The sequence below is a fragment of the Pseudomonas sp. GD03903 genome, assembly GCF_029840045.1.
GTDB classification, from domain to species: domain Bacteria; phylum Pseudomonadota; class Gammaproteobacteria; order Pseudomonadales; family Pseudomonadaceae; genus Pseudomonas; species Pseudomonas pseudonitroreducens.
Genome location: NZ_JAOCBT010000005.1, coordinates 171,899 through 194,186 on the forward strand (window position 1 = coordinate 171,899; position 22,288 = coordinate 194,186).

31 protein-coding genes and 2 pseudogenes are annotated in these 22,288 nt (G+C 62.0%); 14 read left to right on the forward strand and 19 right to left on the reverse strand.

The window, feature by feature from the left end; translation table 11 throughout:
* The first annotated feature begins 16 nt into the window (after positions 1–16).
* A complete protein-coding gene (locus N5C91_RS09835; RefSeq protein ID WP_279829295.1) occupies positions 17–349 on the forward strand; it encodes a hypothetical protein in 333 nt (110 codons plus the stop codon).
* Entirely contained in the window at positions 346–570 is a 225-nt protein-coding gene (locus N5C91_RS09840) for a hypothetical protein (RefSeq protein ID WP_279829296.1), read from the forward strand. Before N5C91_RS09835 ends, N5C91_RS09840 begins: the two co-directional genes overlap by 4 nt.
* Positions 571–865: 295 nt before the next feature.
* On the opposite strand, the gene N5C91_RS09845 is transcribed toward N5C91_RS09840, so the two are convergent.
* The 3 genes from N5C91_RS09845 to N5C91_RS09855 are packed head-to-tail and all read right to left on the reverse strand — an operon-like array spanning position 866 to position 1,964.
* Complete coding sequence (locus tag N5C91_RS09845) at positions 866–1,192, reverse strand: hypothetical protein (protein ID WP_279829298.1); 327 nt, start codon at positions 1,190–1,192, stop codon at positions 866–868.
* Positions 1,192–1,704, reverse strand: coding sequence for a hypothetical protein (locus N5C91_RS09850; protein ID WP_279829299.1), 513 nt, complete (start codon positions 1,702–1,704; stop codon positions 1,192–1,194). The genes N5C91_RS09845 and N5C91_RS09850 overlap by 1 nt, the downstream gene beginning before the upstream one ends.
* The gene (locus tag N5C91_RS09855; RefSeq protein WP_279829300.1) at positions 1,704–1,964 is read right to left on the reverse strand and encodes a hypothetical protein; all 261 of its coding nucleotides are present in this window, start codon (positions 1,962–1,964) and stop codon (positions 1,704–1,706) included. Before N5C91_RS09855 ends, N5C91_RS09850 begins: the two co-directional genes overlap by 1 nt.
* Positions 1,965–2,060: 96 nt before the next feature.
* On the opposite strand from N5C91_RS09855, the gene N5C91_RS09860 reads away from it, so the two are divergent.
* The 3 genes from N5C91_RS09860 (at position 2,061) to N5C91_RS09870 (ending at position 3,849) form a co-directional block, all read left to right on the forward strand.
* The gene (locus N5C91_RS09860; protein WP_279829301.1) at positions 2,061–2,753 is read left to right on the forward strand and encodes a hypothetical protein; all 693 of its coding nucleotides are present in this window, start codon (positions 2,061–2,063) and stop codon (positions 2,751–2,753) included.
* Between the two features lie 162 nt (positions 2,754–2,915).
* Entirely contained in the window at positions 2,916–3,245 is a 330-nt protein-coding gene (locus tag N5C91_RS09865; RefSeq protein WP_279829302.1) for a hypothetical protein, read from the forward strand.
* Between the two features lie 52 nt (positions 3,246–3,297).
* Positions 3,298–3,849, forward strand: a complete 552-nt coding sequence (locus N5C91_RS09870) for a hypothetical protein (protein WP_279829304.1) — start codon at positions 3,298–3,300, stop codon at positions 3,847–3,849.
* Between the two features lie 150 nt (positions 3,850–3,999).
* On the opposite strand, the gene N5C91_RS09875 is transcribed toward N5C91_RS09870, so the two are convergent.
* Together N5C91_RS09875 and N5C91_RS09880 are read right to left on the reverse strand one after the other, a co-directional pair.
* Positions 4,000–4,599 carry a hypothetical protein gene (locus tag N5C91_RS09875; protein ID WP_279829572.1) on the reverse strand — a complete coding sequence of 200 codons (600 nt, stop codon included), beginning with the start codon at positions 4,597–4,599 and terminating at the stop codon, positions 4,000–4,002.
* Positions 4,600–4,633: 34 nt separating this feature from the next.
* Positions 4,634–4,831 (reverse strand): annotated as a pseudogene (locus N5C91_RS09880) (DNA methyltransferase); the annotation flags it as partial.
* Between the two features lie 459 nt (positions 4,832–5,290).
* Here N5C91_RS09880 and N5C91_RS09885 point away from each other — a divergent pair.
* Entirely contained in the window at positions 5,291–5,617 is a 327-nt protein-coding gene (locus N5C91_RS09885; RefSeq protein ID WP_279829306.1) for a hypothetical protein, read from the forward strand.
* A gap of 121 nt (positions 5,618–5,738) precedes the next feature.
* Here N5C91_RS09885 and N5C91_RS09890 read toward each other — a convergent pair whose 3' ends face one another.
* Complete coding sequence (locus N5C91_RS09890; protein ID WP_236202117.1) at positions 5,739–5,906, reverse strand: hypothetical protein; 168 nt, start codon at positions 5,904–5,906, stop codon at positions 5,739–5,741.
* Positions 5,907–6,056: 150 nt separating this feature from the next.
* On the opposite strand from N5C91_RS09890, the pseudogene N5C91_RS09895 reads away from it, so the two are divergent.
* A pseudogene (locus N5C91_RS09895) lies at positions 6,057–6,149 on the forward strand (glycoside hydrolase family 19 protein); the annotation flags it as partial.
* A gap of 24 nt (positions 6,150–6,173) precedes the next feature.
* Here N5C91_RS09895 and N5C91_RS09900 read toward each other — a convergent pair.
* Both N5C91_RS09900 and N5C91_RS09905 read right to left on the reverse strand, forming a co-directional pair.
* Complete coding sequence (locus N5C91_RS09900) at positions 6,174–6,488, reverse strand: hypothetical protein (protein ID WP_279829308.1); 315 nt, start codon at positions 6,486–6,488, stop codon at positions 6,174–6,176.
* Between the two features lie 323 nt (positions 6,489–6,811).
* Complete coding sequence (locus N5C91_RS09905) at positions 6,812–7,177, reverse strand: DUF3509 domain-containing protein (RefSeq protein WP_279829310.1); 366 nt, start codon at positions 7,175–7,177, stop codon at positions 6,812–6,814.
* A gap of 492 nt (positions 7,178–7,669) precedes the next feature.
* Here N5C91_RS09905 and N5C91_RS09910 point away from each other — a divergent pair, with 492 nt between their 5' ends.
* Both N5C91_RS09910 and galU read left to right on the forward strand, forming a co-directional pair.
* Positions 7,670–8,035 (forward strand): S24 family peptidase, encoded by a 366-nt coding sequence (locus N5C91_RS09910; protein WP_236202119.1) that lies wholly within the window; start codon positions 7,670–7,672, stop codon positions 8,033–8,035.
* A gap of 196 nt (positions 8,036–8,231) precedes the next feature.
* Positions 8,232–9,071: a UTP--glucose-1-phosphate uridylyltransferase GalU gene (gene galU / locus N5C91_RS09915; protein ID WP_024767166.1), complete on the forward strand. Its 840-nt coding sequence runs from the start codon at positions 8,232–8,234 to the stop codon at positions 9,069–9,071.
* A gap of 57 nt (positions 9,072–9,128) precedes the next feature.
* On the opposite strand, the gene N5C91_RS09920 is transcribed toward galU, so the two are convergent.
* Positions 9,129–9,560 (reverse strand): VOC family protein, encoded by a 432-nt coding sequence (locus tag N5C91_RS09920; protein ID WP_279829314.1) that lies wholly within the window; start codon positions 9,558–9,560, stop codon positions 9,129–9,131.
* Positions 9,561–9,648: 88 nt separating this feature from the next.
* Here N5C91_RS09920 and gorA point away from each other — a divergent pair, with 88 nt between their 5' ends.
* On the forward strand, positions 9,649–11,007 hold the full coding sequence (gene gorA, locus N5C91_RS09925) for a glutathione-disulfide reductase (RefSeq protein WP_279829316.1): 1,359 nt from the start codon (positions 9,649–9,651) through the stop codon (positions 11,005–11,007).
* A gap of 68 nt (positions 11,008–11,075) precedes the next feature.
* Here the strand turns inward: gorA and N5C91_RS09930 are convergent, their stop codons facing one another.
* Together N5C91_RS09930 and N5C91_RS09935 are read right to left on the reverse strand one after the other, a co-directional pair.
* Positions 11,076–12,074 (reverse strand): bile acid:sodium symporter, encoded by a 999-nt coding sequence (locus N5C91_RS09930; RefSeq protein ID WP_279829318.1) that lies wholly within the window; start codon positions 12,072–12,074, stop codon positions 11,076–11,078.
* A gap of 96 nt (positions 12,075–12,170) precedes the next feature.
* Positions 12,171–12,449: a hypothetical protein gene (locus N5C91_RS09935; protein WP_279829320.1), complete on the reverse strand. Its 279-nt coding sequence runs from the start codon at positions 12,447–12,449 to the stop codon at positions 12,171–12,173.
* 188 nt (positions 12,450–12,637) lie between these two features.
* On the opposite strand from N5C91_RS09935, the gene N5C91_RS09940 reads away from it, so the two are divergent.
* Positions 12,638–13,111 (forward strand): Lrp/AsnC family transcriptional regulator, encoded by a 474-nt coding sequence (locus N5C91_RS09940; protein WP_279829322.1) that lies wholly within the window; start codon positions 12,638–12,640, stop codon positions 13,109–13,111.
* 31 nt (positions 13,112–13,142) lie between these two features.
* On the opposite strand, the gene N5C91_RS09945 is transcribed toward N5C91_RS09940, so the two are convergent.
* Together N5C91_RS09945 and N5C91_RS09950 are read right to left on the reverse strand one after the other, a co-directional pair.
* Complete coding sequence (locus N5C91_RS09945; RefSeq protein WP_279829323.1) at positions 13,143–13,649, reverse strand: DUF1993 family protein; 507 nt, start codon at positions 13,647–13,649, stop codon at positions 13,143–13,145.
* Positions 13,650–13,739: 90 nt separating this feature from the next.
* Complete coding sequence (locus tag N5C91_RS09950; RefSeq protein ID WP_279829324.1) at positions 13,740–14,453, reverse strand: endonuclease I family protein; 714 nt, start codon at positions 14,451–14,453, stop codon at positions 13,740–13,742.
* 447 nt (positions 14,454–14,900) lie between these two features.
* Here N5C91_RS09950 and N5C91_RS09955 point away from each other — a divergent pair, with 447 nt between their 5' ends.
* Entirely contained in the window at positions 14,901–15,272 is a 372-nt protein-coding gene (locus tag N5C91_RS09955; RefSeq protein ID WP_236174873.1) for a hypothetical protein, read from the forward strand.
* A gap of 6 nt (positions 15,273–15,278) precedes the next feature.
* On the opposite strand, the gene N5C91_RS09960 is transcribed toward N5C91_RS09955, so the two are convergent.
* Positions 15,279–15,464 carry a hypothetical protein gene (locus tag N5C91_RS09960; RefSeq protein ID WP_045217600.1) on the reverse strand — a complete coding sequence of 62 codons (186 nt, stop codon included), beginning with the start codon at positions 15,462–15,464 and terminating at the stop codon, positions 15,279–15,281.
* A 115-nt stretch (positions 15,465–15,579) separates the two neighbouring features.
* Positions 15,580–15,894 (reverse strand): transcriptional regulator, encoded by a 315-nt coding sequence (locus N5C91_RS09965; RefSeq protein WP_236174947.1) that lies wholly within the window; start codon positions 15,892–15,894, stop codon positions 15,580–15,582.
* Between the two features lie 222 nt (positions 15,895–16,116).
* Here N5C91_RS09965 and N5C91_RS09970 point away from each other — a divergent pair, with 222 nt between their 5' ends.
* Complete coding sequence (locus N5C91_RS09970; protein WP_236174874.1) at positions 16,117–16,497, forward strand: hypothetical protein; 381 nt, start codon at positions 16,117–16,119, stop codon at positions 16,495–16,497.
* A 226-nt stretch (positions 16,498–16,723) separates the two neighbouring features.
* The gene (locus N5C91_RS09975) at positions 16,724–18,109 is read left to right on the forward strand and encodes a CoA transferase (protein ID WP_279829327.1); all 1,386 of its coding nucleotides are present in this window, start codon (positions 16,724–16,726) and stop codon (positions 18,107–18,109) included.
* On the opposite strand, the gene N5C91_RS09980 is transcribed toward N5C91_RS09975, so the two are convergent.
* The 4 genes from N5C91_RS09980 to N5C91_RS09995 form a co-directional block, all read right to left on the reverse strand.
* Entirely contained in the window at positions 18,096–18,662 is a 567-nt protein-coding gene (locus N5C91_RS09980) for a flavin reductase family protein (RefSeq protein ID WP_279829329.1), read from the reverse strand. The two genes, N5C91_RS09975 and N5C91_RS09980, sit on opposite strands and share 14 nt — an antisense overlap.
* Positions 18,663–18,683: 21 nt before the next feature.
* Positions 18,684–19,601, reverse strand: coding sequence for a bestrophin family ion channel (locus N5C91_RS09985; RefSeq protein WP_236202127.1), 918 nt, complete (start codon positions 19,599–19,601; stop codon positions 18,684–18,686).
* A gap of 143 nt (positions 19,602–19,744) precedes the next feature.
* Positions 19,745–20,620, reverse strand: coding sequence for a 3-hydroxyisobutyrate dehydrogenase (mmsB, locus tag N5C91_RS09990; protein WP_279829331.1), 876 nt, complete (start codon positions 20,618–20,620; stop codon positions 19,745–19,747).
* Positions 20,621–20,767: 147 nt separating this feature from the next.
* Positions 20,768–22,276 (reverse strand): CoA-acylating methylmalonate-semialdehyde dehydrogenase, encoded by a 1,509-nt coding sequence (locus N5C91_RS09995; RefSeq protein WP_279829334.1) that lies wholly within the window; start codon positions 22,274–22,276, stop codon positions 20,768–20,770.
* Between the last annotated feature and the right edge of the window lie 12 nt (positions 22,277–22,288).

Below are 22,288 nucleotides of genomic sequence, written 5' to 3' on the forward strand. Positions count from 1 at the left end.
TTTCTTCTGCTCTTTCGTGAAGGTGTTTCTGCTGCTTGGGCTGTTCGGCTTCTGCGTGATGTTCATCGATGCGGCCGGCGAGGAAATCAGAAAGAAGATCCCCATTTCGGTCTTCGGCTCCAGGGAGGAGGCTGCTGCCTTCGCGACGAAAGTGGAGTCAGCCCTGAAGGACGAGAGCGTTGGGTTTGAGGAGGCAAAGCGCCTTCAGCTGGAGTATTCAGAGCGGGTTGTGCCGCGCTACAGGCTTCTGTTCTGGGGGCAAGTCGCGGCCTACGCCCTTGTCGTGCTGACGGCGATGCTGCTCTATCTCCGATCCACGCCGAAACGCGCTAACACGGAGTCAGCATGAACGCCAAGGAAATGGCTGAGTCGGACCGGTTGTATGCCGAAGTCAACGCGAAGATCCGAGCCCTGGATGAGTTCGTTGAAAGTAATGACGAGAACTCGCCCGACTTCCTCCCGCAGTTGAAAACTCGCCAGGAAGCGCTTGAGTTAGCTACCCAGCGTTGGCGCGAGGCCTCAAAGCCATCCCGATTCTGGCTCTTCCTGGCGAAGCTCTTCAGGAAGTAGCCCGCCGCGCCGCGAGTGCAGCGGATGGCTACGGATTGGAATAGAGGAGGAACCGGATTAGCCTGTCGCTATCGGTTCATGGTGAGTGGGAAATGGAGCGGTGCGAAGCGTGCTTACTGATGGCAAGCGAACCCAACCAGGCGGCACGTCGCGTGCACGGCATGGTGGTGGACATTTGCGTTGAGCGGGAGCCAATCGGAAAACGATACACCCGAGCTCGTTGCCTTGAGTGCGAGGCGGAATGGCTCAGGGTCGAGCTGACCGCAGCGCCGTGGACGGAGTCCTGGGTAGAAGGCTAGCGGCAGGCGCTATCGTCTAGCCTGTCGAGGCGTTCGGCCTCTTGCCGGCCGAGCCTGTCGAGCTGGCGCGCCACAAATTCGGATGGTGTGAAATCGTGGCGCGGGATAGCGAGGAGGGGCGCCGACCCTTCCGGGCCCAGGTCATGCGCATGCATGATCAGCAGTTGGATCGCCTCGGCCTGTTCCTCGATTCCGTGCCAGCGCATCAGGCACTCCAGCATGGTGCGGGTACCGCGGCGCACCCGGTGGCGCAGCTCCGTCTCGTCCAGGCGCTGGCGCTTCGCAGCGGCTGCCGCTGAGCGTTCTTGCTGAGACTTGGCCATCACTTCATCCCCTTCATGGCGATGCCGTTTTCTCTGGTGATCCTGCGAACGTGCCTGTCGCTGATCTTCAGTAGGACCGAGCAAGCAAGGACTCCCAGGTGCGCATACTCGGAAACCTTGGGCGCCAACTGGTCCCGCTTCGCCCGGCACTCGATCGCCTTCTTCTTGTTGGCGGTCTGCCTGGCATCAGCCGGGGGAATGAACTTGGTGTGGTTCTCGAAGCAGAGCGCCACGAACAGGGTCTGGCTGATGCCCAAGGCCTGGTAGGTTGCCTGCTGGGTGAGCCCGCCGAGCGCGGCCTGTTTGATCTGAGCAATCAGCACCTGCTCTGCCTCGATGGTCATCTTGTGTTTCTTCGGCATCCCACGCTTGCGCTTCAGGGGCCTGGGAGACTGCTTCACCTCGCGCCGCTGGCGGTGGGGCGCTGTACCGGTGAATCCGTCGAGCTGCAGCACTTCTCCACTACCGGCGAGAAAGGCCGCCACGGCTCCCGCCAGGTCGTTCCTGTCCATCAGCCTTCCGCTCCTATGTCATCCCGCTTGCGGATGGTCAGGCGCTCGGCGTAGGCCATGGCCTCACCGTAGGAGCGGCGGAAGCCGGCGGCCTTCTCGGTGGCGGTGTCGATGATGTGGAAGAAGCCGCGACCAGTCGGGCGGATCTGGTAGGCCGGCTTCTCGACCACGATGGTGCGGCGTTCCTCGAAGGCAGCGCGGGCGGCGGCGGACTGGACCAGGAGCTGGGCCAGCTTCGGGTGAATGTTCAGCTGTTGCATGGAGATCACCTCATCGACAAGTTTTCATCCGTTTGAGTGATGTGAAAGTGCCAGTTCCCGCATATGCTTCGGCGGACATTCCCGGGGAGGGGACAAATGATAAAAACTGGTCTGAAAATGCTGGTCGCCTCTGGGCTTGCGACCATTGCAGGAAGCGCGTTTGCGGCTGGGTACAACTGTGATTGCTCGCAGATCGTGGGCTCATGCGCTGCCAGCATCTCTGTGAAGCCGACTGAGTCAACGAAGGGTTCGTATGGTGCCGAGCTGACGATCACGTCATCGTCGCCCATCTGCTCGAAGGTCGATTACTACATCGACAGCACGCCTTACTTCACTGTGCTCAGCCAAGGGAATACGGCGTCCGACAGCACCTATGGGCTCAAGCCGATCTTTCGCGAGAACGTGAAAATTGAGAGCTGCAAAGTCTGCAAGCAGGTCGGAGGAGAGCAAGGCACCAAACCCGGGAAGGCTGATCAGCAGCAGGAAAAGCCTGCCGACGTCGATTACTCCGGTACTTGGTCGCTCACCGGTACCTGCTCGTGGGGTAGCGGTTCTTCCAGCATTACTCTCACCAAGGCTGGTGAGGGACGCTATCGAGTGTCAGGAAGTCTTCCGAATCACTCGATCGATTCAGGGATTGTGGAGGGTACGAGCATTACGGTTCATGGCAGCCACTGGCTGGGGAACACGTCGACGTACTCAGGGACAATTACCGGCCCCACATCCATGCAAGGCACCTTCACCCAAGGAAACACTGCAGAGGTCTGCAACTGGACTGCTCGTAAGTGAAGTGAAAGGCCGGATCGTCCGGCCTTTCCTTCTCACAAACACCGCCGTATGTGAGTGTTTCGCGGCTCGCCCGGCTTGTTGCAGAGCTGCCATGGCTGTCGGTTACATGGCTGCGTCCTCCGTGTAATCTGCTGCGTCTAATTTCGAACTAGGGAACAGTCGATGTCTCAGGCCTTCATCATTGCCTTCAAGGTTCTGCCCAGCGAAAACTCGATCATGCCGCCGGCCATGGGTGCCGCTTACGTCTCTTGCTTTGCCACTGGAGCGACGGCGGAGGTGGCCGCCGAGAAGGCCGTCAATCACCTCGCGAGTGACGGCCTGTACCCTGAGGACTTGGTATCTGCCCACTTGCTCGACATCAGCGATTGGGAGCAGTACAAGGGCGATAAATGGCCGGAGCAGGCTAGCCAGCTGATTTCACAGAAGGCCTTCGAGGAGGCAATGGCCGCCGGCCAGGTCGTTTACGGTCCCTTTGGCGGTTACTCCGGCTAGGGGCCCGCTGCCCACCTTCAATGCAGTGATTCGAGTCAGGCGAGGGAAAGCCGTGAAGAAGCTGGGTCGGCTGATCAACATGCTGTTGGTTGCAGCAATGGGGCTGTGCAGCTCTTACATTCTGATTCGGGTGGCCGCTTACGATGACTCTTGGGTAGCCACGCTTGTCGTGATGGCGCCGATCTTACTTCCGATCACTTTTGCCCCGGCATGGCTGATGTGGAGAGGCGTTCGAGATCGGGACGGTGTCAGTCTGCTGCTGATTTGTGTCTTGGCGGCTATCAAGTTCGCGCTATTATCGGTTCCGCCGGATCGGGAAATGCATCCAGAACAGTCCATGGCGGTCGGAGGATACTGGGCCGTCAGTTTTCTTTTGGCCGGTGTCGTTGCTGCTTACTATTGGTTTCGGCGGGCCCTGAAAAGACATCATGTCCTTCGTGAGCAGGAGCTGATGGAAGCTGCGAGGGAGAAGAAAAATCCGGATGCGCAACGACCTGTAGTTGGTCTATCTGGGGGAGATGTGGAGCTTAACGCTCTCTCACCCATCCCTCGCCGGCGCGCTTGGCGGCATCGAGGCTTTCGAAGTTGTCGGTGTCCGGAGTGAGCCCGCAGCCAGGCTGCCAGCGGCTGAGGACATGCAGCGTTTTCGCGTAGCTGCTGACTGTGGCCCAGCGTTGGGCGCCGGGTGTGCCAAGGCGGCTGATTTGAGGGAAGGGCTGCGTCCTGGCTTGGACGTTGGCTCCGTGCATCGTCATCACGACTCAGCCTCGGTAAGTGCTTCGTCTGCAGCGCGGACCAGGTCGACCAGCCTTTCAACCTGGCTGGCTTTCATGGTCAGGGTGATCACCTCGGCACCTTCGCCGATCGCGGCGCGCACTTGAGGTGGGAAGGACTCCGCAATCGATTTGCAGAGCCTGTGCATGTCGTCGAGTAGCGCGCGCGGCACCTGCGGATCACGGATGGCCTTGGGGGTGACCTTCGACCCGCCGGCTACCTGAACCTGCTTCAGCTTGTCGCCGAGCACCTTGCCGGCCTTCTCGCCGTGCTGGCGCACAGCCTTGACTGCCGTAGTGGCTACCACCTCGCCGGAGGCAACCATGCGTTGCACGTCGGTGTTCGCGTTGCCGATGACCATCACCTGGTTGACGTGCTGGCGGGTGCGGCCCATCTTCTTTGCGATCTGCTCGTTGCTCCAGCCGAAGGCGGCGAGGCGCTTGTAGCCCTCGGCGAGCTCCAACTGGCTGAGCTTGCGCCCCTCCTGGCTGGTGATGATCCGCAGCACGCGCTCGGCGTCGTTGCCGTCGAACGCGGTGATGGCGAGCGGAGGCGGCGCTGCGCCCCGATGTCTGGTCATTTCCTTGCGGGCGCCCCTGCGCGCCCCAGCTACCGGCGTAGCTGTCGCCCATATTCACCCAGCAGGCACCGTCGTCCCGGAGCGCCCGCCGCACTTCGCGGAACACCTCAACCAGCCGCGTGATGAACTCGGCCGGCGTCTCCTCAAGACCGATCTGGCCCTCCACCCCGTAGTCTCGGAGACCGTAATAGGGTGGGCTAGTGATGCAGCAGTGCACCGAGCGCTCAGGCATTGTCCGGATCAGCTCCAGGCTGTCGCCGACCAGAATCTGGTGAGCGGGGTGTCATGGTCTCTCCAGGTCGAGCGCCGCCTCGCTGATGTTTGGGAAACGTCCTATTGCGGCGGCGTTGGCAGGCCGTCAGGGTTCCCGCTCCAACCAAGGAGCGGATTTAGATGCGGATGTGGTGCAGGGCGATGGGGCTTGCTGTTGTGGTGCTCAGCACGAATGGCTGTGCGAGTTCGCTGGGGCATATGTTCGGTCCATGCCCCTATGTGGGGGTTCAGCTGGACGCGAAATCTTGGGATGTCGCCGGCCCCTTGATCTTCCTTGATATGCCGTTTTCTGTGGTGATGGACACGGTGCTTTTGCCTCTAGACCTTGCCTCCGGGAGGAGTTGCAGCGGCTGGTAGAGCGCCGCCGCGCTGTTGTCGTAGACTCGGCGATCTTTTGCGCTGCTTAGGGATGGCGGTGATGCGATTCGTGAAGGTGTTTCTGCTGCTCAGCTTGCTGGTCTTCTGCACAGTGCTGATCGGCGGCGTAGGTGGCGTTCTAATGAAGCAGTTTCCCAGAGCGGTGTTCAGCTCTGACGAGGAGAGGGTCGCCTTCGTGGCGAAACTGGACGCCGGTTTAAAGAATGGCGGAGCTGCAATGGAAGAAGCCAGGCGGCTGAACGAGGATTTCAGCGCCAAGGTCGTATGGCGCCAAAGAGCTGTGTTCTGGGGAGAGATATTTGCCTATGTCCTCGTCGTGTTGACGGCGACGCTGCTGTATCTCCGGTCTACACCCAGAAAGAACTGAGCGCTGCCGCGCCGCGAGTGCAGTGGAAGGGTTGGCTGCTGAAATCTTGACGTAAGAAACCCGGCATATAGCCGGGTCTCGGTTGAGGAGTGTCGAGGGGTTATTCAGGCTTCTGACCGCGCTACTTCTCGACTGGCTTCTGGGGGCTGCCTGTGCCCGGATCCTCTTCCTCTTCTTCGTTATGGCGACGCATCGGATCGTTCGGATTCTGCCGATGCGGATCGTTGGGGCTTTGTTTGCTGGGGTCGTTGGGGTTCTGACCAGCATTTTGGTTTTGTGTCTGGTTCATACATCACCTCTCAAGGAGACCAGGCAGTGGTCTCACTCGGTAGAGGAGTGTGTTGTGCACTCGTTCAACCTTTCGCTGCCGCTGGCGTTGCCATTGGTCGGAGCGGTGTTTCGCGTCGCCGAAGGGACTCATCGCTCGGTAGGTTAGTAGTGGAGTTCCCACGGTCTCAACGAACTTGTCTTCGAAGACATCACCCGTAGGATCAACGGCGGCCTAAATGGCCTGGCCGGCCCTCTTGACTAGAAGTGCACGGCACTGGGTTTGTCTCTACTTCATGGCGTCTCGGTGCTGGCCATCGTCTTCGAACTGCTGGCATTTGAGTTCGGCGCTGGCGAATGCCTGATCGGGTGTTTGGTCGCCGCGGTAGCCGAAGCGCACGAAGTATCTGGCGATCAATCGAGTGTCCGGGTCGAGTTTGCTGCTGCGGGCGTCGACGGCCGAGATTGCTTGTTGCTCGGTACTGCCCTGGTCCCTGTAGGCGGCGCCTGCATGGGCAAACAGACCCACGCCCTTGCAGAAGTCCGATGCCTGGCCACTGGTGGCCAGGGATGCGAGCAGGAACAACGCCGTGAGTCTCAGCATGCGACCTCACCAAGCCTGCGATTGAGTGGCTGCTTGAAGTATGGTGCCTGCTTCGAGCTTCTGCCTGCTCGCCAGCTGTCGATGGCGACTGAAAGTCATCACGCTCTGTCGCAAATTACTGGAAGGACACGGCATCTGAGATAGGCGTGATCGAACCAATGCCTAGCGGTGTGCTGCGGGCGTTGAGACCTTGGGTGTTGTCAGCATCCACGAGGATCGCAGCCTGTCTCTCCCAAGCCATTGCGAAGTGCCGGTCTGATTTGGCGAGCGTACAGGGCATGAAAACCTCGGCCAGGCCCGGGGTTTTCATCATTTCCAGCGTTTCAGGCGCCAACGTTGGCCATCGAGCGCAATTTCGCCCCGGCCTTGACGATGCGGCGCTGGCGCAGCGGCCCGGCAGCTTCATAGAAGTTCTGCAGCGGTACTTCTTCCTTGAAGTGGTCGGCATCGTGTTCCTGCAAGGGACCGTATTCGGTTGCCAGATCCCGTCGAATGCGACTAACCAGGCTGGTGAGCAGTGCTTCGTTGCGTTGTTCTTCCAGGCGCACTACGCGGCAGGCGATGTGTTCGCCGGCTTCCTTGCTCAACGTCATGATCAGATTGCCGTCCGGTCGAGCCGTGAAGCTCACGTCGAAATCGGAGAATACCTGGCAGAGGTATTGGGCGGCAGGCAGGCGGTCGATTGGCATGGTGTCGTCCTCAGCAGTGAATGGGCAGTTCCTTCCCTTTCAATGCAGAGTGCATACCAATTCGGACTAAATTAAAAACTCTTTAAAATCAATCTCTTATGAGCTGATGTCGTCTCGCTTGCCTTGCAGCTTGCATGGAGGGACGCAAATCGCAGGGCATTTTGCACGACGATGATTTCAGTGCGGGAGAGGGTGGTGCCGTGATGACTCGGCTTTGGCCTTGTGCTTCTGCAAGCGAGCCCGGCGCATTGGCACCCGCAGGATGGCCCAGAGGGTAACCAAGGCCAGCAGGAACCAGCCGAAAATCATGAGCGTGACGAACGTGCCTGGATTCATATCGATATCCTCACCCCTCCCTAAGGGTAGTCCACCGCCATCGGTGCGCTGTCCTTTCGGTTGAGCGGCATTTCTCCCTGTAGGTTCCATCCAATGGCTTGTCGGGCTTGCGAGTATCTGTTATCTGTATGGATGTACAGTATTCGAGGAAGCGTCATGCAACAAGCCATTCTGGAAGTCAGCGACGTGGTGCAGCCTGGCGGAGTAATCGCGGCTATGTCGCTTCACACCTACATAGTCCGCGCATGTGGCGAAGGCATGACGCAGGCAGGGATTCACGACTGCGACCTGCTGCTGGTCGACCGTTCCGAGCTGGCGTCGCCCGGTGAAATCGTGGTGGCAGCGCTCAACGGCGAGGCGCTGATACGTCGCCTGGCGATCATCGATGGGTCGTTTGCGTTGCAGGCGGCAAGCGACGGCTATCCGACGCTGAAAGTCGAGGAGGGCGATGAGCTGTCCATCTGGGGCGTGGTGCGTCAGCGGCTTGCCGTTAGCGATGTGGCGCAAGCCGCCTGGGTCTAGGTCTGGCGCGGGATGCTGACCATTTGCCAGTAAGCTGGCGAACTAATTGAGGGCCCTGGTGGTCAGATTGCGAGTGCCATCGGTTTCGCAAGACCTCACAAGAGTCGTGCAGCTTGCAATCCGGGGCATTGTAAGGCGGGCGCAGCCTGATTAGACTGCGCGCAACTCGCACCCCTGTCCCTCTCGAAGGACTCCCATGATCAAGAAATGTCTGTTCCCGGCCGCCGGCTACGGTACCCGCTTCCTCCCGGCCACCAAGGCCATGCCCAAGGAAATGCTGCCGGTGGTGAACAAGCCGCTGATCCAGTATGCCGTTGAAGAGGCACTGGAAGCCGGTCTCGGCGAAATCGGTATCGTCACTGGCCGCGGCAAGCGCTCGCTCGAAGACCACTTCGACATCAGCTACGAGCTGGAGCACCAGATTCGCAACACCGACAAGGAAAAGTACCTGGTCGGTATTCGTCGCCTGATCGACGAGTGCACCTTCTCCTACACCCGTCAGGTTGAAATGAAGGGCCTGGGCCATGCGATCCTGACCGGCCGTCCGCTGATCGGCGACGAGCCCTTCGCTGTCGTACTGGCGGACGACCTGTGCCTGAACCTGGAAGGCGACAGCGTCCTCAAGCAGATGGTCAAGCTGTACAACCAGTTCCGCTGCTCTATCGTGGCGATCCAGGAAGTACCGCCGGAAGAGACCAACAAGTACGGTGTGATCGCCGGCGAGATGATCCGCGACGACATCTACCGCGTGAATACCATGGTCGAGAAGCCCAAGCCCGAAGACGCCCCGTCGAACCTGGCGATCATCGGTCGTTACATCCTGACCCCGGATATCTTCGACCTGATCGAGCAGACCGAGCCGGGCAAGGGCGGTGAAATCCAGATCACCGACGCCCTGATGAAGCAGGCCCAGGACGGTTGCGTACTGGCCTACAAATTCAAGGGCAAGCGCTTCGACTGCGGTAGCGCCGAGGGTTACATCGAGGCGACCAACTTCTGCTACGAGCACCTCTACAAGACTGGCAAGGCCTGGTAACCCCGAGTCTTTCCACTCTGGAAATAGCCACCTGCGGGTGGCTTTTTCTTTTCCGGCCTACATGGAGCGCGGAATCGGCAGGGCTTCCGAGCCTGGGCCCAGTGGTTGGCCGTAGCTGAACTCGACGTAGTTGCCGGCCGGGTCGCGCAGGCCGCAGTAATAACCCACGGGATAGGGTTCCTGCCGGGGTGGCCAGATCAGGCAGCCGGCAGCCTCGGCCTCCTTTGCGATACGGTCGACCGCATCGTGGGAGTCGACGGCGAAACCGAAGTGGCTGTAGTCGTCGACTGCCAGGTGGCGTTCCTGACCGCCAGGCATGATGACGAAGATGAAACGATGCTCGTTGCCTGGTTCCGCCATCCAGACGATGCGCGAGCCCTTGCCTTCACGCTCGTGGATGACCCGCATGCTGCAGAAGCGCTGGTAGAAGTCCACGCAGGCTTCCAGGTCCGGTACATGCAGGGCCAGGTGGGTCAGGGTCGGGTGCATGGCGATTCCTCCTTCAGGGCCGGCACTTGGCAGGATAGGTCAGGCGCCATGAGGTATGCTGGCTCGCATATCCAAGCGGAGAACCATGATGTCTTTCGATTTTGACCTGTTCGTCATCGGTGCGGGTTCGGGCGGTGTGCGTGCCGCGCGCTTCGCTGCCGGCTTTGGCGCCAAGGTGGCTGTGGCGGAAAGCCGCTACCTGGGCGGTACCTGCGTCAACGTCGGTTGCGTGCCGAAGAAGTTGCTGGTGTACGGCGCACATTTCCATGAAGACTTCGAACAGGCTGCCGGGTTCGGCTGGACCCTGGGTGAGGCGAACTTCGACTGGTCGACCCTGATCGCCAACAAGGATCGCGAAATCCACCGGCTCAATGGCATTTATCGCAACCTGCTGGTGAACAGCGGCGTCACGCTGCTGGAGGGCCATGCCAAGCTGCAGGATGCGCATACCGTTGAGGTCGCCGGGCAGCGCTTCCGCGCCAGGCATATCCTCATCGCCACCGGCGGCTGGCCGCAGGTACCGGACATTCCGGGCAAGGAGCACGCGATCACCTCCAATGAGGCCTTCTTCCTCAAGGAGTTGCCGCGTCGAGTGCTGGTGGTCGGCGGTGGCTACATTGCCGTGGAGTTCGCCGGCATCTTCCATGGTCTGGGAGCGCAGACTTCGCTGCTGTATCGCAAGGAGCTGTTCCTGCGCGGCTTCGACCGCAGCGTGCGAGAGCACCTGCGTGACGAACTGACCAGGAAGGGCCTGGACCTGCAATTCAACAGTGACATTGCGCGCATCGAAAAGCAGGCTGACGGCACGTTGGCTGCAACGCTCAAGGATGGCCGTGTGCTGGAAGCGGATTGCGTGTTCTACGCCACTGGCCGTCGCCCGCAACTGGACAATCTCGGGCTGGAAAACGTCTCGGTCGAACTGGATGATCGCGGCTATGTGAAGGTGGATGAGGCTTATCGCACGAGCGAGCCGTCGATCCACGCTATCGGCGATGTGATCGGTCGTGTGCAGCTGACCCCCGTGGCGCTGGCCGAAGGCATGGCGCTGGCGCGCCAGTTGTTCCGCCCGGAGGAGTACCGTCCGGTGGACTACAAGCTGATTCCCACTGCCGTATTCAGCATGCCCAACATCGGCACCGTGGGCTTGACCGAGGATGAGGCCCGCAGCGCCGGGCATCGAGTTAAGTTGTTCGAGAGCCGTTTCCGCCCCATGAAGCTGACACTCACCGAGTGCCAGGAGCGGACCTTGATGAAACTGATCGTCGATGCCGACACCGACAAGGTGCTGGGTTGCCACATGGTTGGCCCGGAAGCAGGGGAAATCCTGCAGGGCATCGCGATTGCGCTGAAGGCCGGGGCGACCAAGCGGGTCTTCGACGAAACCATCGGTATCCACCCGACCGCCGCCGAGGAGTTCGTCACCCTGCGCACGCCGGTTGGTGCCTAGCGGTCGAAAAGAAAAGCCGGTGCATCTGCACCGGCTTTTTCATGGGCGGCTTTCGCCTGGCTGTGCACTCAGTTGGCACGTTCCAGCGAAGCGTGGCCGTCCTCCTGGCGCTGGTGGTAACGCTGGGCGAGCACCGCACAGACCATCAGCTGGATCTGGTGGAACAGCATCAGCGGCAGCAGTATCACGCCCACGGTGCTGCTGGCGAACAGTACCGAGGCCATCGGTACGCCGGTGGCCAGGCTCTTCTTCGAACCGCAGAAGATAATGGTGATCCGATCCTCTAGGGAGAAGCCCAGCCAGCGTCCCAGCAGGTTGGTGGCGACCAGCGCCAGTGCCAGCAGTACACAGCAGGCGACTACCAGGCCGGCCAGCGCGGGCAGCGGCACCTGGTGCCACAGGCCCTGGATGACGGCGGCGCTGAAGGCGGTGTAGACCACCAGCAGGATCGAGCCCTGGTCCACGTAGCGCAGGACCGGCTTGTGCCGCTCCACCCAGGCACCGATCCACGGCCGCAGCAGTTGGCCAGCCAGGAACGGCACCAGCAATTGCAGGGTGATCTTGCCGATGGCGTCCAGCGTCGACATACCGGTATCGCCATGGGCGCCGATCAGCAGCTGTACGAGCAGCGGGGTGACGAACACCCCCAGCAGGCTCGACGCCGATGCGCTGCAGATGGCCGCCGGAATGTTGCCTCTAGCCAGCGAAGTGAAGGCGATGGCGGACTGCACGGTAGCGGGCAGGGCGCAGAGATACAGCATGCCCAGGTACAGGTCCGGGGTAACCAGCGGCGACAGCACTGGCTTGAGTGCCAGGCCGAGCAAGGGGAAGAGGATGAAGGTGCAGGAGAATATCAGCAGGTGCAGGCGCCAGTGCGTGGCGCCGGCAATGATCGCCTGGCGTGACAGCTTGGCGCCGTGGAGGAAGAACAACAGCGCGATGCCCAGGTTGGTAATCCAGCCGAAGATGACGGCAGCGGTGCCTTCGCAGGGCAGCAGGCTGGCAACGGTCACGGTGGCGATCAACGCCAGGGTGAAGTTGTCGGGGAGCAGGCGTGGGCGAGCCATGGGCACATCTCTCATCGTTGTTGTGTGAAGGACCACGAGGGTCAGGTTCGCACTCTAAGCCCGGGAGCATGTGCCGGCTAACGCCAGAAAGTCAGCTTATGTCGCTGAAAGGACAAATGCGTCAGCGCCAACGTGCAGATCGACTGAGCAGACACTGACCATTCCCCGCATCCGCTGCGCTATGACTTCCGCGCGATAGCGCGGCAGCGTGTTCACCCGCAAGGCGATGTCCAGCCAATCCTCGCGACGGGAAGCTTCAACTTCTGCCGGCACATGACCCTGCAGCGCGAACTGGTTGAGCAACCGGCAGAGAATGTCGGCATCGATCTCTGTGCGGATCAGGTAGCGCACGTCGGCGGCTACTTCGGTGGGCACCGGGCGTTCCTGTTGGTCCAGGGGGAATTCGGCGAGATGGAGTACGGGGAGTGTCATGGCAACTGACCGAGGCGGGGAAGTGAGAAATATTCTGCGGTCCATGCGGAGGATTTATTTGCCTGTTTTTAGCCATGAATGCCGTACATGTGCATTAATGATTCTCTGAAGTTACTCATGGTGAATCATTTATGCCTGTTTTGCTGGATGCTCAGGACCGCAAGATCCTTGCCTTGCTGCAGGAGGAGGCCACTCTTTCCACGGCAGAGATCGCCGAACGTATCGGTCTGTCTCAGTCGCCGTGCTGGCGCCGGATTCAGCGGTTGAAGGAAGAAGGGGTGATCCGCAAGCAGGTCACCCTGCTGGATCGCAAGAAGATCGGCCTGAACACCCAGATTTTCGCCCAGGTGAAGCTCAACGCCCACGGGCGTAACCACCTGACGGATTTCGCAAAGGCCATGGAGGCGTTTCCTGAAGTCCTGGAGTGCCACGTCCTGATGGGGGCAGTGGACTTCATGCTGCGCATCGTCACGGAGGATGTGGAGGCTTACGAGCGCTTCTTCTTCGAGCGACTGTCCCAGGTGCCGGGTGTGCAGGAGATCAACTCCATCGTGGCGCTCTCGGAGATCAAGTCCACCACCACATTGCCGTTGCCGCGGGGCTGAAGGGGCGCCGGGAGGCCGGCGCCCTGGCCGGTCAGACGCCGCCGAGGTAATCCATCTTGCCGACTTCCACGCCGTTGTGGCGGAGGATGTCGTAGGCCGTGGCGATGTGGAAATAGAAGTTCGGGTTGACGAAACCCAGCAGGAAATCCGCCCCCTTGAAGCTGACCTCGCGGGTGCGCAGCTTCAGTTCGATGGTGCGGTTTTCCGCGCCCTCGAACTGCTCAGGCTTGAGGGTCTTGAGGAAATCGACAGTCTTCGTGATGCGTGCCTGCAATTGCTCGAAGGTGGTCTCGTCATCGGCATAGCTCGGCACGTCGACGCCGGCCAGGCGGGCACCGGCACCCTTGGCGGAGTCGGAGGCGATCTGCACCTGGCGCGCCAGGGCGAACATGTCCGGAGCCAGGCGGGCGTTGATCAGGACGGATGGATCGATGGACTTGGCTTCGGCATGGGCGGCAGCCTTGGCGAGAATCGCCGAGAGATTGCCGAGCATGCGGATGAACACGGGAACGGAAGCCTGGTAGATCGAGAGGGACATGCTGCGTACTCCAGACAGATAAAGGTGGGGCTCGTCACAGCTGGACGGCTGTCGGAGTCTACTGCTGGCGATGGCGGCTGTCGCCAGGCTTCAGCGCCTGGCTACTTTCGGTGCGGGGCAGCGGTCGGTCTCGATCGGGCCGACATAGGGGTTGCCCCAGCCCATCACACAGCCAACCATCTGGTTGCGCTGGCGCTCCCAGGCTTCCACCGGGTACTGCTTGCTCCAGGAGGTGAACAGTTGGCGGTCCTGCCTGGACAATTTCAGACCGTAGCGGTCGCTCATGTAGAAGTAGGTGCGGGCAATCATGCCGCGGATCTGCGGGCGCGGCATGGCCTTGCGCGCCTTTAAGTCCACCACCATCGGGCAGGCGCCGTACTGCGAAGGCTTCTGCTGCAGCCAGGCAAAGCTGTAGTTGGCGCGATCGCCGTTTACCTCTCCGATGCTCGGCACCAGGTTATGCAGGTCGGCTTCGGCCTTCTGGTACACCCGGTCATTGCGCGAGCAGTTCTTGCGTCCGCCGTTCTGCCAGCACTGGCGCTGATGGCCGATCACCCAGGCGGGGACGATGTGCTCCCATTCGATGCGCGAGGCACGATTGGCGTTCTTGCGCGGGGTGTAGCCGCAGCTCTTCAGATCGACCTTGGTGCCGTTGTAGCGGCAGCCGCAATAGAACTCCACCGACTGGCGAGCATACAGCTTGCGCCCGACCTTCTTCGCCTCCTCGAAGGTGCGCGGGGCGGCGGCGGTGGCAGCGGTGGGAATGGCGAGGATCAGCAGCAGGGTCAGGCAGCGTCCGAACATGAGGCGTTCCTTACGAAAGTCGCTGCATCTTACTGATTGAGAAGGAAATGCCAATCGTGGCAATGGAATGGCAACGCTCGAATACGACGAGCGAGGCGATGGCGCGAAGATTGAGTCCTGCAGCCGCTGGGAATGCCTCGCATCAGAGTCCGCCATCCTCCCGCTTTACTTCATGAAGAGTACGCAAGCTATTGTTTATAAAGTAAATTTTATTCTATAAATCACTTTAGAAAGCGACGCTATCATGATGTTTTGGCGAGCTTTGATCCTGTCGATGATGGCTATTGGCGATGCGCCGTACCTCGATGGCTGATAATCGGCGTATCCACATGAGGTTAGCGTTATAAGCTATTGATTTATAATTGTTTAAATTCAGATATCGATGCTGCTGCACGGCGCAAACAAGGCTTGCTAAGCTGGAGCCTTTCCATCATTCGGGAGATCGTCATGATCAGTCCCAGAATCCTCGCGCTCATTGCCTGTCTTGCTGTGGTGATGCCAGCTTCCGCGCAGAAGTTCGGCGCTCAGGAGACGCCATCGCAAGCTGCGCCTCGCTACTCGAACCCGTCGCAATGGCAGCAATCGCCGCCTGCAGTCCAGCGCATTTACGTCAGTCCTGGTGCCAGCGGCAGTGTGGACAGCTCCTCCAGCTGGCAGCGCTATGACGGTTACGGCGGCGTTCAGGTACCGCGCAGCTACGGTGAGACACGCTCGGGCACGGTTATCATCGACCAGGGCAGCGGCGGCATCCGCCAGAGCATCGAGTATCCCAACGGCGCGGTTTATCCGCGCGGCAATGGCTATTACCAGCAGCAATAGGCTGGATCAGTCGATCAGGTCGTCGCGGGTCAGGCGGGATTTGCGCAGGCCGCCGTGGCTGTAGAACAGCCCGGTGTCGCCGCGCCAGTGGAAGAGTGTGGCGAGAAAGGCGGAGCTGACCCGGCCCACATCCCAGCTACGGAGTTTGCGGTAGGCCCAGAGCCAGCTGTCGTCGGAGGAAGAGTCGCTCATGGAATCGTCCTTGATTCGGCAAGCGGGAAAAGTGCATGGGACATTAGTGCGCCCGCCAGGCCTTCGCAAGTCGCTGCTCCCGCAACCGCGTCCTGCGAAATAATGGCCCGAGCGCTCAGGCTATGCTGGCTGCCTTCGACTCCTCGACGTACTCCTTCAGCCAGCGCAGGACTTCCACGGCATCCCAGCGGCTGGGATCGAACATGGCGTAGGCCTGGCCCTGGTAGCCCACCACATCCAGCGGGCGGTGATAGCCGGCGCGCTGCATCAGAGCCTCGATTTCCGCAAAGCAGACATTGAAGTGGGTGCGGCTGAAGGGCGTCTTGCCCTCTGTGACCAACCCCTCAAGCAGCAGTTCCGAAACGGCCTCGCTGACTTCCTCGATGGCCATGTGATTCACGGTGTATTTCAGCTGATGGATACTCACCATCGCTTGCTCCTCAATGGGTTTCAGGCCCATGCCCGGTGGTTCGAGGTAATCGACGTAGCCAATGGACTGTGGCCTTTCGTCGAGGTTTAAAAAATTTTCGCAAAATACTGTATGCATGAACAGTATTTTCTCCTAGTATCCCTCTCGCGGTCAGACAGAAAACCTGAAGTGCCCGCCGCCTCTGGGCTGGCGGGCATTCCTCGAACGACAGGAGCGATGGCGATGCTGCAGAAACTGATGCTTTGCGCAGGTGTGGCGATGCTGGCGGGTTGTGCCCAGCCCCAGGCGGACGTACCGCGCGCCAATGGCGCCTACCTCATCATCGAGGGCAAGGAGGCCTGGGCCGTACTGGTGGCCGACGGCAAGCGCATCGAAGAGCGCGGCACAGTGCGCGACGCCATTCGTCTGCCGAAGCAGCGTTCGGCGATCGCTGCCAGCTACGTGATCGACACGCCCAACTGCGGGCGCTTGCAGTGGCTGACCGAGGGCGAGGGCGACTCGACCGTGCGCCTGTCCTCGCGCGGTGAAGCGGATGATCTGTCGAGCTGCCAGATCAGTGACGGGCTCAGCCGTGTCTGGACCGCACTGGATTATTCGAGCTGAGCTCCAGCCACTGAAGAATGCGATCTCCAACAAAATGTTTCGAGTGCCCCTCGCTTCACATTTTTTTCACACCCGCGGGCAGAGGATGAAAGTCAGCTAAGGGATTAGCTCCCCATCGAAAAGCCCGCTTGATTGCGGGCTTTTTATTGCCTGTCGACCAAGGACGGCTCGCCTGCATGACGCTGCACGGCTAAGGTGACACTCCACGGAAAGGTCGGAGATAGAGATGCAGCGGGTTCTTGCGGAACGACTTTGGACAGCCCTGGGCGGCCAGGCCGAGCGCCTGAGCCATCTGGCCTTTCGTAGTGAGGGCTCACTGCCTTCGGCCTTCTTCGTTACGGAATTGGCCGCCGCCAGCATCGCCAGCGCCGGCCTGGCGTTGGGCGAATGGCTGGAGCCAGACTCCGCTGCCGCCACTTCGCTGGTCGTGGACCGCCGGCTGGCGTCCTTCTGGTTCTCCACCTCCTTGCGCGCGCAAGACTGGACGCCAGCCGATTTGTGGGATGCCATCGCCGGCAACTATCGCACCCGTGACGGCTGGATTCGCCTGCATACCAATGCGCCGCATCATCGAACGGCCGCCCTGCGCGTATTGGCAGCCGAAAATGATCGTGAGCGGGTCGCTGCCGCCGTGGCCAACTGGGATGCGAGCGAGCTGGAACTAGCGATCGTGAACGAGGGTGGCTGCGCCGCCCAGATGCGCTCCTGGGATGCCTGGAAACAGCATCCGCAAGGTATCGCGGTAGCCCGTGAGCCGCTGGTATTGCGTGATATCCAATTGGTCAGCGCAGCGCCCCTGGATATCGAGATCGACCGCGAGCGTCCGCTCGCCGGCTTGCGCGTACTTGACCTGACTCGCGTGCTGGCCGGGCCGGTCGCCACCCGATTTCTCGCCGGCTTCGGAGCCGAAGTCCTGCGCATCGACCCACCGGACTGGGATGAACCCGGCGTGGTGCCGGAAGTCACCCTGGGCAAGCATTGTGCGCGCCTGGATCTCCGTCAGCCGGCAGACCGTGAACGCTTCCAGGCGTTGCTCGCCAGCGCCGATGTTCTGGTCCACGGCTATCGGGCCGATGCCCTGGATCGCCTGGGGTTCGGCACTGACGTGCGGCGGACCATCGCCCCCGGGCTGGTGGACGTCAGCCTGAATGCCTATGGCTGGTCCGGTCCCTGGAGTGAAAGGCGCGGTTTCGACAGCCTGGTGCAAATGAGCAGTGGTATCGCCGAAGCAGGGCGCGTCTGGCAGGGCGGCGACACGCCTGTGCCATTGCCCGTGCAGGCGCTCGATCACGCTACCGGTTACCTGATCGCGGCGGCCGCTTTGCGCGGCCTGGCCGAGCGCCGGCGTAGCGGCCGGGGCAGCCGCTGGCGGCTATCGCTGGCACGCACGGCGCAATGCCTGCTGGAGGCGGGAGTTTCGTCGGTAGGCTCCCTGGGGCTGGCGGCGGAGACTGCGGCCGATCTGGCTCCCGGTATCGAGACGACGCCCTGGGGCCTTGCGCGGCGTTTGCGCCCACCGTTGCACATCGCCGGCTCGCCGCTCTACTGGGAATTACCGGCCTGCGAGCTGGGCTCGCAACCGGCCGCCTGGCAGCCGGTCAGCCCCGACTGACCTGAAACGCCTCGCCGGTGGCGAAGAAGGCGCCGCCCGCCTGATAGTGGATGGTGCGCAGCTGGTCGTCGGAGAAATGCCAGCGGCCATTGGAGAAGGCGCGCTCATCGGCGTAGGCGGCAACCACCTCGGCGATGAACAGGTCGTACTTCTCCTGGTTGTGCGGCTCGCTGATCACCTTGCACTCCAGATAGGCCACGCAACCATCGACGATCGGCGCCGCGATCTGCTTCGCCCGCGAGGTGCGGATATCCAACTGCTCGAACTTGTTGCCTTCGCCGCCGTTGCTCGAGCCCACTGCCAGGGTCAGTTCGGCCTGCTGGCGTGTCGGCAACTGGATGACAAAGGCGCCCGAGCCTTCCACCAGGTGGCGCGACCAGGTGTTGCGGTCCAGCACCAGCATCAGCTTGGGCGGATCGAAGTCCAGTGGCATGACCCAGGCGGCGGCCATGACATTGGCGACGCCTTCGTACTCGCTGGTGACCAAGGTGCTGGGACCGTGGTTGAGCAGCAGGTAGGCCTTGTTCAGCGGCACGTCTTTCAGGTGGTTCATTCAGGGGTCCTCAGGGCCGGTTCAGAGCAGCAGGCCGTCGACGGGTTGCAGCGCTTCGGGCAGATCGGTGTCGCCGAGAATTTCCAGTACGGCGATTTCCACGTTGCGGCTCATGGCGTCCAGCGGCAGGTCGTTGGGTTGGGTGTCGAACGGGTCGGCGATCTGGTCGCCGAGGGCGTCCAGGCCGAAGAAGGTGTAGGCCAGCACGCACACCGCCAGCGGGGTGAACCAGCCGATGCTGTCCACCAGGCAGAAGGGCAGCAGGAAGCAGTAGACATGCACGATACGGTGCAGCATCAGGATGTAGGGGTAGGGGATCGGCGTGTTGCGGATGCGCTCGCAGCCGCCCAGCACATACGACAGCCGGGTCATCTGCTGGTCGATGGCAGCCAGGGTGATGTCGCTGGCGCCGCTGGCGCGGCCACGCTCGGCGAAGCGCTGGCCGAGGCTGGCGAGCAGGGCGTTGGTCGGGCTGCGACTGGCGGCCAGGGCGACGGCTTCCTCGCCCAGAAGGCGGCGCACATCGTCGCTTTGCGGGGTGTCACGCAGTTGATCGCGCAACGCGTAGCTGAACGCGATCAACGGATTGCACAGTTGGCGGCGGCTATCGGCATCGAGGTCTGGCAGCAGCGAGCGGGTCTGCCGCGCCAGGTTGCGCGTGACGATCAGCAGTTCACCCCAGAGCGTGCGGGCCTCCCAGAAGCGCTGGTAGGCGACGTTGTTGCGAAAGCCGAGAAAGATCGCCAGCGTCAGGCCCCAGAGGGTGAAGGGCGTAGAGGTGATGATCACCTTGTAGTGGTAGAGCGTGCCGTGGGTGGCAACTACCAGTGAGCTGAGCAGCACCGTGTAGAGCACCTTGCGCCAGATCGCCGGGATGATCGATCCCTTGAGCGAGAACAGCAGGACCCAGAGTGTCGGGGTTTGCGGGCGGAGGATCATGCGGCGGCATCCGGTGGGGCGGAGCGCGCATGATAGCGGAGATAGGCGGGTTGCTGGGGGCGGTGTAGGAGCGGACTCCGTCCGCGATAGGTCCGCATCACGCCGGAGACCATCGCGGACGAAGTCCGCTCCTACGCAGGGTTTCAGTTCTGCTCGTACAGCTTGACGATCGCAGAGAAGTCCAGTTGGCCGTTGCCCTGGTTGCTGAAGGTCTGGAACAGCTGTTGGGCCAGCGCGCCGAGCAGTACTGGCTGGCGCACCTGGCGGGCGGCCTCGCTGGCCAGCCCCAGGTCCTTGAGCATCAGGTCGGTGCCGAAACCGCCGCTGTAACCGCGCGCTGCCGGGGCGCCGGTGAGCGGATTGTTCACTTCCGAACTCCAGCAGCGGCCGCTGGAGGTATTGATGATGCCGGCCAGCACCTCTGCGTCCATGCCCAGCTTCACGCCCAGCGACATGGCTTCCGCTACGCCGATCATGGAGATGCCCAGCAGCAGGTTGTTCGCCACCTTGGCCACCTGGCCGTTGCCGGCGCCGCCGCAGTGCACGAGGTTCTTGCCCATGGCTGCCAGTACCGGGCGGGCGCGCTCGAAATCGGCCGGCTCGCCGCCGACCATGAAGGTCAGGGTGCCTGCGGCAGCGCCAGCGGTGCCGCCGGAAACCGGCGCATCCAGCATCGGATTGCCGTGGGCGATGGCGGCGGCGGAGACCTCGCGGGCATTCAGCGGGTCGATGGTGGACGAATCGATCAGCAGTACACCGGGCTGCACATTGGCCAGCAGGCCGTTGTCGCCGAGGAACACCTGCTTCACGTGCGCTGCGGCGGGCAACATGGTGATGATGACTTCGACGTCGTCGTGCGCCACCTCGGCGGGGGATGCCAGAGCGCGGGCGCCGAGGGCGACCGCCGCCTCCACGGCCTTGGCGGAAAGATCGAAGACGCTCAGGTCGAAGCCAGCCTTGAGCAGGTTGGCGGCCATGGGGCCGCCCATGTTGCCGAGTCCGATGAAACCGATGCGCATGGGGATTTCCTCTTCTTCTTGTGCGGGAGCGCCCAGTCGAGCGGGCGCCAAAAGGGTGCCCGCCCGCGTGGTGCCTGGTCCGGCCAGCATCCTTGCTGAAATCCGGGGCGGCTCGGGGCAGGCGGGCGGGCAGGCGTTTCTAAGGGATCACTTGAGGTTGATGGTGGTGTTCACTGCACCGCCAACCTCATTCTCGTCGAACCAGCGCTCGGTGACGGTCTTGGTCTGGGTGTAGAACTGCACCACCTGCTTGCCGTACGGGCCGAGGTCGCCGAGCTTGGAGCCGCGCGAGCCGGTGAAGGAGAACAGCGGCACCGGCACCGGGATCGGCACGTTGATGCCCACCTGGCCGACGTCGATTTCCTCCTTGAAGTGCCGCGCGGCAGCACCGGAACGAGTGAACAGCGCGGTACCGTTGCCGTTGGGGTTGGCGTTGATCAGCTCGATGGCCTCGTCGAAGGTCTGCACCGACACCACGCAGAGCACCGGGCCGAAGATTTCCTCGCGGTAGATGCTCATCTGCGGGGTGACACCGGAAAACACGGTCGGGCCGACGAAGTTGCCCTTGGCGTAGCCGGCCACCTGCGGGTTGCGGCCGTCCAGCTCCAGCTTGGCGCCTTCCTGGGTGCCGCGCTCGATCAGGCCGCTGACGCGGTCCAGCGCCGCGCAGGACACCAGCGGGCCGACGTCGGTGTTGGCCTCGGTGCCGCCGCTGACCTTGAGGGTCTGCGCCTTGGCTACCAGGTCCGGAATCCACTCGTTGGCTTCACCCACCAGGATCGCCACCGACACCGCCATGCAGCGCTGCCCGGCGGCGCCGAAAGCTGCACCGGCAATGGCGTTGAGGGTCTGCTCCTTGTTGGCGTCGGGCAGCACCACGGCGTGGTTCTTCGCCCCCATCATGCACTGCACGCGCTTGCCGGCCAGCGAGGCGCGGTTGTAGACGTGGGTACCGACGCGAGTCGAGCCGACGAAGGAAACGGCCTTGATGTCCGGGTGGTCGCAGATGGCATTCACCACGTCCGGGCCGCCGTGGATCACGTTGAGCACGCCGGGCGGTACGCCGGCCTCATGGGCCAGTTCGACCAGGCGCATGGTCACCATCGGGTCCTGCTCGGAAGGCTTGAGGACGAAGGTGTTGCCGGTGGCGATGGCCATCGGGAACATCCACAGCGGAATCATCGCCGGGAAGTTGAAGGGCGTGATGCCGGCGCACACGCCGATGGGCTGCAGGATGGTGAAGGTATCCACGCCGCCGGCCACGTTGTTGGCCAACTCGCCCAGTTGCAGGTTGCCGATCCCCGCTGCGTGCTCGACCACTTCCAGGCCGCGGAACACGTCGCCCTCGGCGTCGGGCAGGGTCTTGCCCTGTTCGGCGGTGAGGATCGCCGCGAGTTCCTTCATATTCTCGCGAATCAGTTGCTGGTACTTGAGGAAGATGCGCGCGCGGGCGCCGATGGGCGTCTTCTTCCAGGTCTTGAACGCGGCCTTGGCGCTGGCCACCGCGCGCTCGACTTCCTCGGGCGTGGCGAACGGCACGCGGGCGAGGACTTCCTGGGTGGCGGGGTTGATCACCTCGCGCCATTCGGAGGTGGTGGACTCGACGGGCTTGCCGTCGAGGAAGAGTTTGACGGTCGGGACGGCAGTTGCGGTCATCGGGGTTCTCCC

Coding starts and splice junctions, on each gene's coding strand:
- gorA (WP_279829316.1), top strand. CDS start 9,649: ATGTCTTTCGATTTTGACCTGTTCGTCATCGGTGCGGGTTCGGGCGGT.
- N5C91_RS09865 (WP_279829302.1), top strand. CDS start 2,916: ATGTCTCAGGCCTTCATCATTGCCTTCAAGGTTCTGCCCAGCGAAAAC.
- N5C91_RS09965 (WP_236174947.1), bottom strand. CDS start 15,894: ATGGTGAGTATCCATCAGCTGAAATACACCGTGAATCACATGGCCATC.
- N5C91_RS09980 (WP_279829329.1), bottom strand. CDS start 18,662: ATGAACCACCTGAAAGACGTGCCGCTGAACAAGGCCTACCTGCTGCTC.
- N5C91_RS09890 (WP_236202117.1), bottom strand. CDS start 5,906: ATGAACCAGACACAAAACCAAAATGCTGGTCAGAACCCCAACGACCCC.
- N5C91_RS09900 (WP_279829308.1), bottom strand. CDS start 6,488: ATGCTGAGACTCACGGCGTTGTTCCTGCTCGCATCCCTGGCCACCAGT.
- N5C91_RS09860 (WP_279829301.1), top strand. CDS start 2,061: ATGATAAAAACTGGTCTGAAAATGCTGGTCGCCTCTGGGCTTGCGACC.
- N5C91_RS09945 (WP_279829323.1), bottom strand. CDS start 13,649: ATGTCCCTCTCGATCTACCAGGCTTCCGTTCCCGTGTTCATCCGCATG.
- N5C91_RS09940 (WP_279829322.1), top strand. CDS start 12,638: ATGCCTGTTTTGCTGGATGCTCAGGACCGCAAGATCCTTGCCTTGCTG.
- N5C91_RS09875 (WP_279829572.1), bottom strand. CDS start 4,599: ATGACCAGACATCGGGGCGCAGCGCCGCCTCCGCTCGCCATCACCGCG.
- N5C91_RS09905 (WP_279829310.1), bottom strand. CDS start 7,177: ATGCCAATCGACCGCCTGCCTGCCGCCCAATACCTCTGCCAGGTATTC.
- N5C91_RS09845 (WP_279829298.1), bottom strand. CDS start 1,192: ATGGCCAAGTCTCAGCAAGAACGCTCAGCGGCAGCCGCTGCGAAGCGC.
- N5C91_RS09975 (WP_279829327.1), top strand. CDS start 16,724: ATGCAGCGGGTTCTTGCGGAACGACTTTGGACAGCCCTGGGCGGCCAG.
- N5C91_RS09930 (WP_279829318.1), bottom strand. CDS start 12,074: ATGGCTCGCCCACGCCTGCTCCCCGACAACTTCACCCTGGCGTTGATC.
- N5C91_RS09840 (WP_279829296.1), top strand. CDS start 346: ATGAACGCCAAGGAAATGGCTGAGTCGGACCGGTTGTATGCCGAAGTC.
- N5C91_RS09885 (WP_279829306.1), top strand. CDS start 5,291: ATGCGATTCGTGAAGGTGTTTCTGCTGCTCAGCTTGCTGGTCTTCTGC.
- N5C91_RS09960 (WP_045217600.1), bottom strand. CDS start 15,464: ATGAGCGACTCTTCCTCCGACGACAGCTGGCTCTGGGCCTACCGCAAA.
- N5C91_RS09950 (WP_279829324.1), bottom strand. CDS start 14,453: ATGTTCGGACGCTGCCTGACCCTGCTGCTGATCCTCGCCATTCCCACC.
- N5C91_RS09910 (WP_236202119.1), top strand. CDS start 7,670: ATGCAACAAGCCATTCTGGAAGTCAGCGACGTGGTGCAGCCTGGCGGA.
- N5C91_RS09850 (WP_279829299.1), bottom strand. CDS start 1,704: ATGGACAGGAACGACCTGGCGGGAGCCGTGGCGGCCTTTCTCGCCGGT.
- mmsB (WP_279829331.1), bottom strand. CDS start 20,620: ATGCGCATCGGTTTCATCGGACTCGGCAACATGGGCGGCCCCATGGCC.
- galU (WP_024767166.1), top strand. CDS start 8,232: ATGATCAAGAAATGTCTGTTCCCGGCCGCCGGCTACGGTACCCGCTTC.
- N5C91_RS09855 (WP_279829300.1), bottom strand. CDS start 1,964: ATGCAACAGCTGAACATTCACCCGAAGCTGGCCCAGCTCCTGGTCCAG.
- N5C91_RS09995 (WP_279829334.1), bottom strand. CDS start 22,276: ATGACCGCAACTGCCGTCCCGACCGTCAAACTCTTCCTCGACGGCAAG.
- N5C91_RS09985 (WP_236202127.1), bottom strand. CDS start 19,601: ATGATCCTCCGCCCGCAAACCCCGACACTCTGGGTCCTGCTGTTCTCG.
- N5C91_RS09970 (WP_236174874.1), top strand. CDS start 16,117: ATGCTGCAGAAACTGATGCTTTGCGCAGGTGTGGCGATGCTGGCGGGT.
- N5C91_RS09955 (WP_236174873.1), top strand. CDS start 14,901: ATGATCAGTCCCAGAATCCTCGCGCTCATTGCCTGTCTTGCTGTGGTG.
- N5C91_RS09920 (WP_279829314.1), bottom strand. CDS start 9,560: ATGCACCCGACCCTGACCCACCTGGCCCTGCATGTACCGGACCTGGAA.